Source organism: Arthrobacter sp. SAFR-023 (assembly GCF_051965295.1).
Taxonomy (GTDB): Bacteria; Actinomycetota; Actinomycetes; order Actinomycetales; family Micrococcaceae; genus Arthrobacter.
The window spans coordinates 16,262-29,414 of sequence record NZ_JBQCMF010000014.1; the positions used below are offsets into that span (position 1 = coordinate 16,262).

15 protein-coding genes are annotated in these 13,153 nt (G+C 66.6%); 5 read left to right on the plus strand and 10 right to left on the minus strand.

The genetic code is table 11. The features are described 5' to 3' along the window. Positions 1 to 62 precede the first annotated feature (62 nt). From cysS to ACTHQX_RS15300, 5 genes are all read right to left on the minus strand, one after another. Positions 63 to 1,517 (minus strand): cysteine--tRNA ligase, encoded by a 1,455-nt coding sequence (gene cysS / locus ACTHQX_RS15280; protein WP_440158144.1) that lies wholly within the window; start codon positions 1,515 to 1,517, stop codon positions 63 to 65. Between the two features lie 32 nt (positions 1,518 to 1,549). After that, on the minus strand, positions 1,550 to 1,876 hold the full coding sequence (locus ACTHQX_RS15285; protein ID WP_111901962.1) for a hypothetical protein: 327 nt from the start codon (positions 1,874 to 1,876) through the stop codon (positions 1,550 to 1,552). 100 nt (positions 1,877 to 1,976) lie between these two features. Continuing rightward, positions 1,977 to 2,489 (minus strand): 2-C-methyl-D-erythritol 2,4-cyclodiphosphate synthase, encoded by a 513-nt coding sequence (gene ispF, locus ACTHQX_RS15290; protein ID WP_236806845.1) that lies wholly within the window; start codon positions 2,487 to 2,489, stop codon positions 1,977 to 1,979. Between the two features lie 23 nt (positions 2,490 to 2,512). After that, positions 2,513 to 3,295, minus strand: a complete 783-nt coding sequence (gene ispD / locus ACTHQX_RS15295) for a 2-C-methyl-D-erythritol 4-phosphate cytidylyltransferase (protein ID WP_236806835.1) — start codon at positions 3,293 to 3,295, stop codon at positions 2,513 to 2,515. A 171-nt stretch (positions 3,296 to 3,466) separates the two neighbouring features. After that, complete coding sequence (locus ACTHQX_RS15300; RefSeq protein WP_003801164.1) at positions 3,467 to 3,949, minus strand: CarD family transcriptional regulator; 483 nt, start codon at positions 3,947 to 3,949, stop codon at positions 3,467 to 3,469. Between the two features lie 324 nt (positions 3,950 to 4,273). Between ACTHQX_RS15300 and ACTHQX_RS15305 the strand changes: the two genes are divergently transcribed. Next, positions 4,274 to 4,918 (plus strand): hypothetical protein, encoded by a 645-nt coding sequence (locus tag ACTHQX_RS15305; protein ID WP_440158143.1) that lies wholly within the window; start codon positions 4,274 to 4,276, stop codon positions 4,916 to 4,918. 173 nt (positions 4,919 to 5,091) lie between these two features. On the opposite strand, the gene ACTHQX_RS15310 is transcribed toward ACTHQX_RS15305, so the two are convergent. Next, positions 5,092 to 5,772, minus strand: a complete 681-nt coding sequence (locus tag ACTHQX_RS15310) for a response regulator transcription factor (RefSeq protein ID WP_111901965.1) — start codon at positions 5,770 to 5,772, stop codon at positions 5,092 to 5,094. Further along, positions 5,769 to 7,040, minus strand: coding sequence for an ATP-binding protein (locus tag ACTHQX_RS15315; protein ID WP_440158155.1), 1,272 nt, complete (start codon positions 7,038 to 7,040; stop codon positions 5,769 to 5,771). The genes ACTHQX_RS15310 and ACTHQX_RS15315 overlap by 4 nt, the downstream gene beginning before the upstream one ends. Positions 7,041 to 7,243: 203 nt before the next feature. Between ACTHQX_RS15315 and phoU the strand changes: the two genes are divergently transcribed. Next, a complete protein-coding gene (gene phoU, locus ACTHQX_RS15320) occupies positions 7,244 to 7,906 on the plus strand; it encodes a phosphate signaling complex protein PhoU (protein WP_236806833.1) in 663 nt (220 codons plus the stop codon). 100 nt (positions 7,907 to 8,006) lie between these two features. Here phoU and ACTHQX_RS15325 read toward each other — a convergent pair whose 3' ends face one another. Then, the gene (locus ACTHQX_RS15325) at positions 8,007 to 8,753 is read right to left on the minus strand and encodes a phosphoglyceromutase (RefSeq protein WP_440158142.1); all 747 of its coding nucleotides are present in this window, start codon (positions 8,751 to 8,753) and stop codon (positions 8,007 to 8,009) included. Between the two features lie 102 nt (positions 8,754 to 8,855). On the opposite strand from ACTHQX_RS15325, the gene ACTHQX_RS15330 reads away from it, so the two are divergent. Further along, positions 8,856 to 9,677 (plus strand): class I SAM-dependent methyltransferase, encoded by an 822-nt coding sequence (locus ACTHQX_RS15330; RefSeq protein ID WP_440158141.1) that lies wholly within the window; start codon positions 8,856 to 8,858, stop codon positions 9,675 to 9,677. A gap of 3 nt (positions 9,678 to 9,680) precedes the next feature. Here ACTHQX_RS15330 and ACTHQX_RS15335 read toward each other — a convergent pair whose 3' ends face one another. Together ACTHQX_RS15335 and ACTHQX_RS15340 are read right to left on the minus strand one after the other, a co-directional pair. Continuing rightward, on the minus strand, positions 9,681 to 10,037 hold the full coding sequence (locus ACTHQX_RS15335) for a DUF2516 family protein (protein WP_102972649.1): 357 nt from the start codon (positions 10,035 to 10,037) through the stop codon (positions 9,681 to 9,683). Between the two features lie 9 nt (positions 10,038 to 10,046). Next, positions 10,047 to 11,231, minus strand: coding sequence for a trans-sulfuration enzyme family protein (locus ACTHQX_RS15340; RefSeq protein WP_440158140.1), 1,185 nt, complete (start codon positions 11,229 to 11,231; stop codon positions 10,047 to 10,049). Between the two features lie 108 nt (positions 11,232 to 11,339). On the opposite strand from ACTHQX_RS15340, the gene tmk reads away from it, so the two are divergent. Both tmk and ACTHQX_RS15350 read left to right on the plus strand, forming a co-directional pair. Beyond that, positions 11,340 to 12,005: a dTMP kinase gene (gene tmk / locus ACTHQX_RS15345; RefSeq protein WP_440158139.1), complete on the plus strand. Its 666-nt coding sequence runs from the start codon at positions 11,340 to 11,342 to the stop codon at positions 12,003 to 12,005. Beyond that, on the plus strand, positions 12,002 to 13,144 hold the full coding sequence (locus tag ACTHQX_RS15350) for a DNA polymerase III subunit delta' (protein WP_440158138.1): 1,143 nt from the start codon (positions 12,002 to 12,004) through the stop codon (positions 13,142 to 13,144). Before tmk ends, ACTHQX_RS15350 begins: the two co-directional genes overlap by 4 nt. Positions 13,145 to 13,153: the final 9 nt, after the last annotated feature.

Below are 13,153 nucleotides of genomic sequence, written 5' to 3' on the forward strand. Positions count from 1 at the left end.
CTGTTCTCCAGTCTACTGACTGGCCTCAAATCGTTGACCGGGCGGGCGCCGAGCCCCGGAGGCTAGCCGCGCTGCAGGCTCCATGTGGCGCCGTCGGCGTTGTCTTCGACCAGGACGCCGGCCGCGGCCAGGGTGTCCCGGATGGCGTCGGAGGCGGCCCAGTCCTTCTTGGAACGGGCTTCCGCACGGGCGGCAAGCTGCGCTTCAATCAGCGTGCCGAGCGCGCTGGTGGCCTGGTCGTCGACGGCGGGCTGCGCGGCGTCGCTGATGCCCAGGACCCTGAGCATGTCGGTCACGCTGGCCAGGGCCTGCCGCGTCGCAGCCAGGTCGCCATCGGTCAGGGCTGAGTTTCCGGCGCGGACCGTGTCGTGCAGCACCGCGAGGGCCTGCGGAACATTGAGGTCGTCGTCCATGGCAGCGGCGAACGCCTCCGGAACGGTGCCGTGGCTGAAGAGGCCGGCTGCGCCGTCCGAGGACAGCGCGCGGACGGCGCGGCTGATGAACCCGTCGATGCGTTCGACGGCGGCCGTGGCCTCCTGCAGCGACGTCGGCTGGTAGTCCAGCACCGAGCGGTACTGTGCCTGGCCCAGGTAGTAACGGACCACGCGCGGCGGCGCGAGCTCCAGCATCTCGGCCGGACTGACGGTGTTGCCGACCGACTTCGACATCTTCTCGCCCTGGTACGTGACCATGCCGTTGTGCATCCAGAAGTTGGCAAAGCCGTGGCCGGCCGCCTGGGACTGGGCCATCTCGTTTTCGTGGTGCGGGAAGCGCAGGTCGAGGCCGCCGCCGTGGATGTCGAATTCGGTGCCGAGATATTTCGTGACCATCGCCGAGCATTCCAGGTGCCAGCCCGGACGGCCCGTGCCCCACGGCGAAACCCAGCTCGCCGTCGTCGGCTCCCCCTCCTTGTAGCCCTTCCAGAGGGCAAAGTCGCGGGGGTCCTTCTTGCCGCGCGGGTCCGCGTCCGCGGCACCCTGCATGTCATCGATCCTCTGCCGCGTCAGCGCGCCGTACTTGTTCCAGGAGCGCACGTCGAAGTAGACGTCCCCGGAGCCATCGAGGGCGGGGTACGCGTGACCGCGGTCGATCAGCTGCTGGATCAGTGCATGCATCTCCGGGATGTGGCCAGTTGCCCGCGGCTCGTACGTCGGCCGCGACACGCCGAGGGTGTCGTAGGCCTTGAGGAACTCCTGCTCGTAGCGGTAGGCCAGCGCCCACCATTCTTCCTCCGGCACAGCGCCGGGCTCCTGCTCGAAGTCAGGATGGAAGGAGGCCTCGGACTTGGCAAGGATCTTGTCGTCGATGTCGGTGACGTTCCGGACCACTGTGACGCGGAAGCCGCGGTATTCAAGCCAGCGGGTGAGCTGGTCGAAGGCGATGGCGGAGCGGATGTGCCCCACATGCGGCATGCCCTGCACCGTGGCGCCGCAGTAATAAAGGCTTACCTTGCCCGGTACCAGGGGAACGAAGTCGCGGACTTCGGCGGATGCAGTGTCGTAAAAGCGCAGGGTCACCGCTCCAGATTAGCCGATGCCTTTGTCCCCGCTTACTTGCAGACCTCGCCGATCCGGTTGTTCTGCCTGGCGAGTTCAGCCGTCTGCTCCGAACTCTTGTTTCCCAGGGAAGTGCCGGCCACCTGCTTCATGATGTCGGCCATCTTCTGGATGGGGTCGGCGACGTTCTGGGCCACCTTGTCGGCGACTTCCTGGTAGTGCTTGGCGATCTGGTCGGCTTGCTGCTGCTGGTTGCCCGTGGGCTTGAAAGTGTCGCCCTGTAGGAACTTGCAGCTCTCCTCCACGCTCATGCGGGGGCTGCCGGCACAGCCGGCCAGAAGCATCCCTGCGATCACGACGGCGGGAAGCAGCTTTTTCACGGCGGGTCTCCTGGGATTGCGGTACTGGTGCTTATTCCAGCGTAGGTGATTTGGCTGCAGGTGCGGACAGCCGCCCTGCGGGCCGGTTACCGCGGGACCGCTACGCCGCGGGGTAGACCAGGGCCGTCGCCACAGCGGAAATGCCTTCGCCGCGGCCGGTGAAGCCGAGGCCGTCACTGGTGGTGGCGGTAACGCTGACCGGGGCGCCTGCCGCCTCGGTGAGGACGCGCTGGGACTCTTCCCGGCGCGGGCCGAACTTGGGCCGGTTGCCCACGAACTGCACCGCAATATTGCCGATCTCGAATCCTGCTGCCCTAACGATCCGGGCTGCTTCGGCCAGGAGCGTGACTCCGGAGGCCCCTGCGAATTCGGGCCGGTCTGTGCCGAAGTGAGTGCCCAGATCGCCGATCCCGCAGGCGGAGAACAGTGCATCGGCGGCGGCGTGCGCCACGGGATCGCCGTCGGAATGGCCGGCGAGGCCCCGCTCCCCCTCCCAGAAAAGCCCGCCCAGCCAGAGCGGCTGCGGGTCGCTGTCCGGGGCAAAGGCGTGCACGTCGATGCCGATGCCTGTCCGGGGCAGGAGTACCGGGGTCCGCGAAGCGTTGTGGGTCATGGTGCCTTCCGTCATGTGCTTGGTCAGCCCTCCACCCAGCGGGCGCCGAGGGGTCCCTCGAGCAGGCCCTCGGCGATGATGAGGTCCAGCGGTGTGGTGATTTTCAGGGACTGGCTGGCTCCCCGGACGGCGTGCACCGGCACGCCCAGAAGCTCCACCAGCATGGCGTCGTCGGTCACCGCGGCGGCCTGGTGGTCATCGAAGCCCGAGGCCGCTTCGTGTGCCTGCCGCAGCACGGATGTCTTGAAGCCCTGCGGGGTCTGGACTGCCCGCAGCTCCTCGCGGGGGGCGGTGCCGGTGACGAGTTCAGGTGCAATGTCCGTGGCCGGCCCCTCGGTGGCGGCGACCGTCTTGACCGTATCCACCACCGGAATCACCGGAATTACCGCATCGGCGCCGGCAGCCAGTGCCTGGGCCACCCGGTGGAAAACCTGCTCCGGCGCCAGGGCGCGGGCGGCGTCATGGACCAGCACCGCTTCGGTGCCGTCCTCGACGGCGGCCAGAGCGGAACGGACGGAATCCGCCCGGGACGCCCCGCCGTCGACCATTGTGAGGAGCGGGCCGCCGTCGACCAGCTCCACCCGGAAGTCTTCGCAGAGCCGGCGGAGTTCCTCATCACCGGCCGGCAGCGCGATGCAGACCTGGCTGGCAATGCCTGCCGCGACGATCCCGCGGAGCGCGTGCATCAGGATCGGTTCACCGCCCAAGGGCACGGCGGCCTTCGGCATGCCATACCCCAGCCTCTGCCCGGAACCGGCGGCGACGAGGATCACGGCGGTCACGGGGCGCTTGGGTGCAGTGTTCATGCGCTCTAGCCTACGTCCCAGCCGCACTCCCCTCCATGAACCGCCGGATGAGAACTGAGTCGCAGCTGAGGGCCTTCTCACCGCTGGGAACGCCCTCAGCTGCTACCTGGATGGGTGTTTTTGGGCAAGAAGAAACCCCGGCGGCACTTTGCCACCGGGGTTCAATTCTTTTTAGGAAGCCAAGACCTCGTCGAGAACGCTTGCAGCCTTCTCTTCGTCGGTCTTTTCAGCCAGGGCCAATTCTGAGATCAGAATCTGCCGGGCCTTGGCCAGCATTCGCTTCTCGCCTGCGGAAAGGCCCCGATCGTGATCCCGGCGCCACAGGTCTCGGACGACCTCTGCAACCTTGATGACGTCACCGGAAGCAAGCTTCTCCAGATTTGCCTTGTAACGACGCGACCAGTTGGTGGGCTCCTCAGTGAACTCGGCACGGAGCACGTCAAACACGTGCTCCAAACCGTCTTTGCCCACTACGTCGCGAACCCCAACAAGGTCAACGTTCTCTGCTGGAACTTCAATGGTCAGATCACCCTGAGCCACTTTGAGCTTGAGATACATCTTCTCTTCGCCCTTGACAGTGCGCATCTTGATTTCTTCAATTTTTGCTGCACCGTGGTGAGGGTAAACTACTGTCTCGCCGACCTCAAAAACCATGTGGACTTTCCCCTTTCCCGCAGACCAGTTTATCACGATTAAGGCATATGACTGGCATGGATACGGCCCCGGAACCCCGTCAATCCGCGGAAAATAGCCGAAATCAGCCGCTCAGACCCCTTGACGGATGCGAACAATAGTGCATCGTATGCGGGCCCACAAGCGTTACGCGCGGGTAGTTGCGGGTCCCCTCGACGGTCCCAAGGGTGCCTTGAGTCGCGTCGGAGGGGCCGGTCATGTGGAGGGGCCGAATCCGTGTTTGGCCCTCTTTGCCGATAGGCTAGGCCTGAAAACTGTTTCAAGACTTTTCAAGGAGTGCGTGACGTGCGTTTCACTGCGATGAACCGGGGCCAGAGCGGCAAAATGGCAATGGCGGCAGCCGCCCTGAGCGTCGGCCTGCTGGCCCTGACGGGCTGCGGCTACGTCAACGCCCAGCAGACCTCTCACCAGTACGCCGCCTCCGACGGAACCCGCGCCGAGGTCGGACCGGTGCAGCTGCGCAACATGCTGATCGTTTCCGCGGGCGAGAACCAGCCGGGCCGCGTCATCGGTGCCGTCTACAACTCCTCTTCGAAGGACGTCAAGGTCACCCTCAAGGGAGCCGAAGGTGCGCAGACTGAAGTTTCCGTCAAGCAGAACGCCTACACCCTGCTGAACGAATCCGCGGACGAAGCCATCCTCAGCACCACCGGCGGCAAGCCCGGATCCCTCGTGGACGTCCAGGTCACCGAGGATGGCACCAACGTCAACAAGACCGTGAAGATTCCGGTGGTGGACGGCACGCTGAAGGAATACGCCGCCTACCTTCCGGGCGGCACGCCCAGCGGAACTGCCACGCCGGGCGGGTCTGCAACGCCTAGCCAGACTGCGGCGCCGGGCGGAACCGCAACGCCTGGCCAGACTGCAGCGCCGGGCGAGACTGCAGCGCCGAGCGACACTGCCTCGGCCGCGCCCACAGAAAGCCACTAGCAGCGCTGGCCGCTGACGGCCGCATACTAGGGCAGCAATACGAACAAAGGAGGGGTTCCCGGCCGGGAACCCCTCCTTTCTTCGTATTATCGGTGCTTTGTGGTGCCGGCCCCGCGCCGGAATCGTGCCCCGGCACCTAACCCGGGCACCTTCGCCGGGGCCGGCACCAATTCCTACGGCTCGAACTTGTAGCCGAGCCCGCGCACGGTGACCAGATACCGCGGCAGGGACGGGTCAGGCTCGATCTTGCTGCGCAGGCGCTTCACGTGGACATCAAGCGTTTTCGTGTCGCCCACGTAGTCGGAGCCCCAGACCCTGTCGATCAGCTGGCCCCGCGTCAGCACGCGGCCGGAGTTGCGCAGGAGCATCTCCAGCAGTTCGAACTCCTTCAGCGGCAGCGACACCTGCTCGCCGCCGACACTCACCACGTGCCGCTCGATGTCCATCCGCACCGGACCGGCGTGCACGGTGGAGGCGATGAGTTCCTCCGGTTCGCCCTGGCGCCGCAGCACCGCGCGGACGCGGGCCACCAGCTCGCGGGAGGAGTAGGGCTTGGTGACGTAGTCGTCCGCGCCCAGCTCCAGCCCGACCACCTTGTCGATCTCGGTGTCCTTGGCAGTCAACATGATGACCGGGACGGTGGAGCGCTGGCGCAGCTGCCGGCAGACCTCCGTGCCGGACTGTCCCGGCAGCTGCAGGTCGAGCAGCACGAGGTCTGCCCCGTTGCGGTCGAATTCCGTGATGGCATCGAGGCCGTTGTCCACGACCTCCACCTCGAATCCTTCCTTGCCCAGTAGATAGGACAGGGGATCGCTGAACGACTCCTCATCCTCGACAATAAGAATCCTGCTCAAGCGTTAGCTCCTCGTTCGTGGACGCCGGCGGCGTCGTGTGGTTCGGTGGCCTGTTGCGGCCGGTCGGGCTGGCCCTGCGGTGAGCCGGGGGCCGGGGTGTTGGCTTGATGGGCAGTACGGGCGCGCGGTTCCGGCGCGGACGAGTCTTCCTGCCCTTCCATCTCCGGCAGCCGGAGGGTGAAGGTGGAGCCCTGGCCGGGCTGGGACCAGAGCGTGACTTCCCCGCCGTGGTTGGAAACAACGTGCTTGACAATGCTCAGGCCCAGGCCGGTTCCGCCGGTGTGGCGGGACCGGGCCGCATCCACCCGGTAGAAACGCTCGAACACGCGTTCCTGGTCCTCGGGTGACAGGCCCTCTCCCTGGTCCGTGACGGAGACGGAAACCAGTCCTTCCCTGGACCGAACTCCGATGCCTACGCGGGTGTTCTCCGGCGAATACCGGATGGCGTTGTCAATGAGGTTGCGCAGCGCCGTGACCAGCAGGTCCCGGTCGCCGTAGACCTTCGCCTCCGCGCGGCCGCCAATAACGATCTGGATGTTCTTGCTCTCGGCGGGCAGCTGCGACCGGTCCACGGCTTCGGAGATGACGTCGTTGATGTCCACGGGGTGCCCCTGCTGCGCCACGTTCGCGCCCTGCAGCCGTGACAGCTCGATGATGTCCTGCACCAGCGCGGCGAGGCGGGCCGACTCCTTGTGCATGCGTTTGGCGAAGCGGCGGACGGCGTCCTCGTCGTCCGCCGACGATTCCAGCGCTTCAGCCAGCAGCGAGATGGCACCCACCGGCGTCTTCAGTTCGTGCGACACGTTGGCCACGAAGTCGTTGCGGATCTCCTCGGTCCGGGTGATCTCGGTGCGGTCATCGGCCAGCAGGACAATATATTCCTCACCAAGCATTGCTGCCCGGACCTGCACGATGATGGTTCCCTGGCCGAGCGGTCCGCGGGGCAGTTCAAGCTGCCGCTCCAGGATCACGCCGTCCCGCCGGACGTTCGCCGTCATGTCCAGCAGCTCGCGGTGCACCACCGTGTGGCCGCGCACCAGGCCGTAGGCGTAGGCCGCGGGGCTGGCCCGGACGACGCCGTCGATCGCGTCCACCACCACGAACGCCTGCCCGACGACGGCGAGGACTTCCGCGGACCCCTGGGGCAGCGCCGGTTCGTCGTACTCAATGTCCACGAGCTCGCGCTGTTTCTCGCTGGCCCGGAAGGCGAGCACGCCAAAGACGCCGAACGACAGGCCCAGCAGGCCGGCGATGACACCTAAGAGCATTGGATCCACGCCTCCAGCTTATGCTTCCGGGAACCCCGGACATCCGATAAACGGCCCACGCGGTGGGGATTCAGCTAACGTTCATCTTGAGGTGTGTAACAGTTCACCGAACACTGGAAGAGTGTGCGGTTGGACTGCCGGAACGGTGACACGAAATTCTGACCGCCGCGGCGGGGCGGAGTTTCCAAGGAAAGGACGCCTACGTGCGCAAGGTTTTTCAGGAGGAGCTGGCCCATGTGGGCGAGGACCTCATCGAGATTTCAAAGCTGGTCAGTGAAGCGATCGGCAAGGCAACGACGTCGTTCGAGAGTGCCGACGTCGATCTGGCGCAGGACGTCATCGCCGCGGACGCCAGGATCGACTTCCTGCAGAACAGCCTCGACGAGCGCGCCATCGACATCCTGGCCCTGCAGGGCCCCGTGGCCAGCGACCTGCGCATGATCGTCGGGTCGCTCCGGATGAGCGCATCCCTGGAGCGGATGGGCGATCTTGCCCGCCACATTGCCCAGCTGGCCCGGCTGCGCTTCCCCTCCATGGTGATCCCGGAGTCCCTGACCGGAACGTTCAAGAGCTTTGCCGAGCAGGACATCGAGATCGCGAACAAGCTCACCCAGTTGCTGGAAACCCGCGACCTCGAGGTGGCCCGCGACATCCTCAAGGCCAACTCAGCGGTGAACGACCTCCACCTCAGTGTCTTCAAGGCGATCGCCCGCCCCGACTGGCAGGAATCCCCGGCCACCACCGTGGACGTCGCACTGGCCAGCCGCTACTTCGAGCGGTTCGCGGATCACGGCGTGTCCGTGGCGCAGAAGGTCACCTACCTCGTGACGGGCGCCTGGCACCCGAACAGCATCGAGCACGGCTAACCAAAAACTCCAGTGCATTAAACGGACGACGCCGGCTGGTCACCTGAGGTGACCGGCCGGCGTCGTCCGTTGTGGTTTCGACAGGCTCAACCAGCGAAGTTTACTTCTTGCCCTGGTTCGCGACGGCGAGGATGGCCTGCTCGGCTGCCTCGGGGTCGAGGTAGGTCCCGCCCGGGGTGATCGGCTCGAAGTTCTCGTCCAGGTCGTAGACCAGCGGAATGCCGGTGGGGATGTTCAGGCTGGCGATGGCGTCGTCGCTGATGCCGTCCAGGTGCTTGACCAGGGCGCGCAGGGAGTTGCCGTGGGCGGTGACCAGGACGGTCTTGCCGGCCTTCAGGTCTTCCTTGATGTCCGATTCCCAGTACGGGAGCAGGCGGATAAGGACGTCCTTGAGGCACTCGGTGCGGGGCATTTCGTCGCCGAGGTCCGCGTAGCGGGGATCGCGGGCCTGGGAAAACTCGCTGCTGTCGTCCAGTACGGGCGGCGGGGTGTCGTAGGAACGACGCCACAGCATGAACTGGTCCTCACCGAATTCAGCCAGGGTCTGGGCCTTGTCCTTGCCCTGCAGGGCACCGTAGTGGCGCTCGTTGAGGCGCCAGTCGCGCTTGACGGGGATCCAGCCACGGTCGGCCTTATCAAGGGAGATGTTGGCCGTGTTGATGGCCCGCTTCAGGAGCGAGGTGTAGAGGATGTCCGGGAGAATGTTGTTCTCAACCAGCAGTTCCCCACCGCGTGCTGCTTCCTCGCGGCCCTGGTCGTTCAGGTCTACATCCACCCAGCCGGTGAACAGGTTCTTGGCGTTCCATTCGCTGTGGCCGTGGCGCAGCAGAATCAGCTTGTAAGTCATGATTTTCATCCTAGCCGAGCGCGGCCCATGGGTGCCGAGAGTTACATCACGCGGCAGGATTGCCCGCAGCCCGTGGGCAGGCCTCCCCGTTAAGCTGGTGCCGTGGTGCAGAAAGCAGAGCGCGTGGTGACCAACCGGAACAGCCGCGGCAGGCCGGTGGGCAACGTGACCCGCGGCACCACCAACCCGAACCGCATGCGCCGGCTGGACAGGTGGCTGGCCGGGCCGCAGGCCTGGCGGCTTCGGAGGGCATCCGACCCGCTCGTGGTGGACCTCGGCTACGGCGCTTCGCCGGCCACCGCCGTCGAACTCTTTGAACGGCTCCGGGCGGTACGGCCGGACGTGCGGGTCTGCGGGATCGAGATTGAACCGGAGCGGGTGCGCGCAGCCAAGGCCCTGGAGCGCCCCGGCCTGAGTTTCCACAACGGCGGATTCGAGCTTCCGGTGCCCGGGAATCCGGTGTTCGTGCGCGCGTTCAACGTCCTGCGGCAGTACGAGGAAGCGGATGTCCGCGGCATCTGGGAACTGGTGCAGGGCCGGCTGGCTCCGGATGGCCTGTTCATCGACGGGACGTGCGACGAGATAGGCCGCCGCTCCGCCTGGATTGCCCTTGATGTTGAGCGTCCGCTGAGCCTCACCATGTCAGTGCGGTTCGGCAGTTTCGGGCTGCCGTCCGAGATCGCGGAACGCCTGCCCAAGGCGCTCATCCACCGCAATGTCCCCGGCGAACGCATCCACACGCTGCTGCAGGCGATGGACCGGGCATGGCTCGAGGCGGCGCCGCTGGCACCCTTTGGGAACAGGCAGCGGTGGACGGCCATGTGCCGGGCACTGCTCGACGGCGGCTGGCCGGTGCAGGATGGCCCCTCGCGTTGGCGGCTGGGGGAACTTACCGTCGGTTGGGGGGCTGTGGCGCCAGACTAACGGTCACCAGGGGCCGTAAGGGCCCATGTTCCGGCTGCCGCCACGGCCGGCGTCCTTTACGGCCGGGCGGACGTCAGCCAGGTAGACGGAGGCCGCAACCACGGCTCCGAGGCCAAACAGGCCAAGCGGGCCGAGGAGACCGCCAGATCCGCCGCCGAGCACAGACAGTGCGCCGACGGCCAGGCTGCCGCCGGTCAATGCCAGCCAGAACGTTTTGGTGCGCTTGCCAACAGCTTCAAAGGCGTTTGGCCGGTGGCGGACGCAGTCAAAGAAGGCCCACACCTCGAGGGCCAGTGCTATCAGCCCCAGGATGTAGTAGACCGTGCTCTCAACGTAAAAAATCAGTAGTCGTCCGTCCACCAGCCCAGCCTATCGGTCCAGGGCGTCGAGCGCCTGCTTCAAATCGGCCCAGAGGTCCTCGACGTTTTCGATGCCGACGCTCAGGCGCACCAGGTTCTCGGGGACGCTGGCCGGTTCCGCGGCGTGCCGGCGCCGCCGCTCGATGAGCGACTCAACGCCGCCAAGGGAGGTGGCCGGCAGCCACAGGTTCAGGGCACGCACCAGCTTGTCCGCGGTTTCGGAAGCGCTGAGCCCGCCGGCGGCGGCCACCTGGACGCAGAGGATGGAGCCAAAGCCTGTCATCTGGGACTTGGCCAGATCGTGGCCGGGATCCGACACCAGGCCCGGGTAGCGCACATTCTCCAGGGCCGGGTGTGCGCTGAGACGTTCGGCCAGCAGCGCTGCCGACGCCTGGGAACGCTCAATCCGCAGGGCCAGCGTCCGCAGGCCGCGCAACGCTAGCCATGCTTCGAAGGGACCGGCGATTCCACCATGGATGATGCGGTGGTGAAGAAGTGTTTCGCGCAGTTCCGCGTCAGAGGTCACCAGGGCGCCCAGCACCACGTCGGAGTGGCCGGCCAGGTACTTGGTCACCGAGTGAAGCACGACGTCGGACCCCAGGCTGAGCGGCTGCTGCACCAGAGGGGTGGAGAAGGTGTTGTCGGTGACGACGACGGCGCCGGCCTCGTGGGCGGCCTGGGTCAGGGCCCGGATGTCCGCGATGCCGAGCATCGGGTTGGTGGGGCTTTCCAGCCACAGCATGTCTGCCGGTTTGCCGTCCTGCGGCGCTATCTGGGCCCGGACCGCTTCGGTGTCCGCGATATCCACGGTGCGGAGCTCGAGAAGGCCTTTTTCGGCCAGTTCGGCGGCCATGACCAGCGAACCGGAATAGCTGTGGGACGGCATCACCAGGACGCCCCCGTTGGGGATCAGGGAGAGCGCCGAACTGACCGCGGCCAGGCCCGAGGAGTACAGCAGGCCCGGCAGCGAGGCGCCTTCGAGCTGGCCGAGGGCCTCTTCAAACGGATCCCACGTGGGGTTGGAGTAGCGGCCGTAGCCCCGGTCGCCGTCGTCGAGCGCACCAGTGCCGAAATAGGTAGAGGAGAGCACGATGGGCGGGTTGACGGGCGCATCGTGTTCACGGGGCGGACGGCCGGCGGCCACAACCACCGTTTCGGCAGACAGGGATGCGGCATGCTGATCGGAAAGACTCATGGTCAAAGGGTACGTTGGGTGCCTGCCCGCTGCGAAAGCGGCTGCTTCCGGCCGGATGCGGAAGCGGGCGCCGGGCATTTTTCGTCGGTGGATCGGTAGGCTGGATAGGTGAATACGCAGAGCTCCGGACTTTTCATCGCCTTCGAGGGCGGTGACGGTGCCGGCAAGTCAACCCAGGCGGCCCGGCTGGCCGGCTCACTGGAATCGCGCGGCCTCACCGTCCTGCGCACCCGGGAACCCGGCGGGACGCCCATCGGCGAGAAGCTCCGTTCCCTGGTGCTGGACCACGGCCACGGCCACATCGACGCCCACACCGAAGCCCTGATCTTCGCCGCCTCCCGGGCCGCGCACGCCAGCCAGATCATCAGACCGGCCCTGGCCCGCGGCGAGGTGGTGCTCACAGACCGCTACATCGACTCCTCGGTGGCATACCAGGGCGCCGGCCGCGCCCTCGGCACAGACGCCGTGCGGAGCGTCAATGAGTGGGCCACGTCCGGTCTGCAGCCGGACCTGACGGTGCTCTTGGATGTCCACCCGGCCGAGGGCCGCAGCCGCCGCACCGCCGGGAATGCTGCCGAGGACCGGCTGGAATCGGAAGCCGACGAGTTCCACGCCCGAATCCGCCAGGCGTTCCTGGACCTCGCCGCAGCCAGGCCGGATAGCTACCTGGTGCTGGAGGCAGGGCGGCCCGTCGAGGACATCGCAGGACTGATCCTGACCCGCGTAGAGCAGCTCCTCACCCGAACCGGCGCCGAACGGCAGGGACAGCCATGACCGTCTGGGATGACCTGCAGGGCCAGCCAGCCGTCGTCGCCCAGCTGCGGCAGGCCGCCATGGGTGAAGGGCTAACGCACGCCTGGCTGTTCACCGGGCCCCCCGGCTCCGGCCGTTCCAATGCCGCCAAGGCCTTCGCTGCGGCACTGAACTGCGACCAGGACGACGTCACCATGCGCGGCTGCGGCACCTGCCCGGCGTGCCTGACCATCCTGGGTGAAACCCATGCCGACGTCTCATTCGTGCGCACCGAAAAGGTGACCATCACCATCGACGAGGCCCGCGAACTCGTGTCCACCGCGGGCAACCGGCCGTCCTCGGCCCGCTGGCGGATCATCGTGGTGGAGGACGCCGACCGTATGGCCGAGCGCACCACCAATGTGCTGCTCAAGGCCATCGAGGAGCCCACCCCCCGCACCATCTGGATGCTCTGCGCCCCCTCCCCCGCGGACGTCCTGGTGACCATCCGCTCGAGGTGCCGGGCAGTGGCGCTGCGGCTTCCGCCCGCGGCAGACGTGGCGGCCCTGCTGGTGAAGCGCGACGGTGTGGACCTGGCCCTTGCTGAGCGGGCGGCGCGGGCGGCCCAGAGCCACGTGGGCATCGCCCGGCGTTTGGCCCGGGATAGCGAGGCCCGGGAACGGCGCCTGGAGACCGTCCGGTTCCCGCTGGGCCTGCGCGGCATTACGGCCGCCGTGATGATGGCTGATAAACTCGTGAAGATCGCCACTGAGGAGGCCACCAGCTCCAACGAGGAGCGCGACGCCGCCGAGAAGGCCGCCCTGCTGGCAACGCTGGGCGCCCCCGAGACCGGGACCCTGCCGCCTGCCATGCGCAGCCAGGTGAAGCAGCTCGAAGACGATCAAAAGAGGCGGGCAAAGCGTTCCATCACCGATTCGCTCGACCGGACGCTGACGGACCTTCTCTCGTTCTACCGGGACGTTCTGATCATCCAGCTGGGGAACGCCGTCGAACTCGTGAACGTTGAACTCAGGAGCGAACTTGAGGAGTTTGCCCAACGGTCCGGGCCCGAAGTGACACTCGCCCGGATGGACGCCATCAACAACGCCCGCAAGCGCATCACCACTACCAACGTCGCACCCCTGTTGGCCGTGGAGTCAATGGCCGCGAGCCTGATCTAAGCCCCGCAC

Excerpts from the sequence above, each read along its gene's own strand:
- ispF (WP_236806845.1), bottom strand. The coding sequence starts at position 2,489 with ATGACCCACAACGCTTCGCGGACCCCGGTACTCCTGCCCCGGACAGGC.
- ispD (WP_236806835.1), bottom strand. The coding sequence starts at position 3,295 with ATGAACACTGCACCCAAGCGCCCCGTGACCGCCGTGATCCTCGTCGCC.
- ACTHQX_RS15300 (WP_003801164.1), bottom strand. The coding sequence starts at position 3,949 with ATGGTTTTTGAGGTCGGCGAGACAGTAGTTTACCCTCACCACGGTGCA.
- ACTHQX_RS15315 (WP_440158155.1), bottom strand. The coding sequence starts at position 7,040 with ATGCTCTTAGGTGTCATCGCCGGCCTGCTGGGCCTGTCGTTCGGCGTC.
- ACTHQX_RS15325 (WP_440158142.1), bottom strand. The coding sequence starts at position 8,753 with ATGACTTACAAGCTGATTCTGCTGCGCCACGGCCACAGCGAATGGAAC.
- ACTHQX_RS15340 (WP_440158140.1), bottom strand. The coding sequence starts at position 11,231 with ATGAGTCTTTCCGATCAGCATGCCGCATCCCTGTCTGCCGAAACGGTG.
- ACTHQX_RS15350 (WP_440158138.1), top strand. The coding sequence starts at position 12,002 with ATGACCGTCTGGGATGACCTGCAGGGCCAGCCAGCCGTCGTCGCCCAG.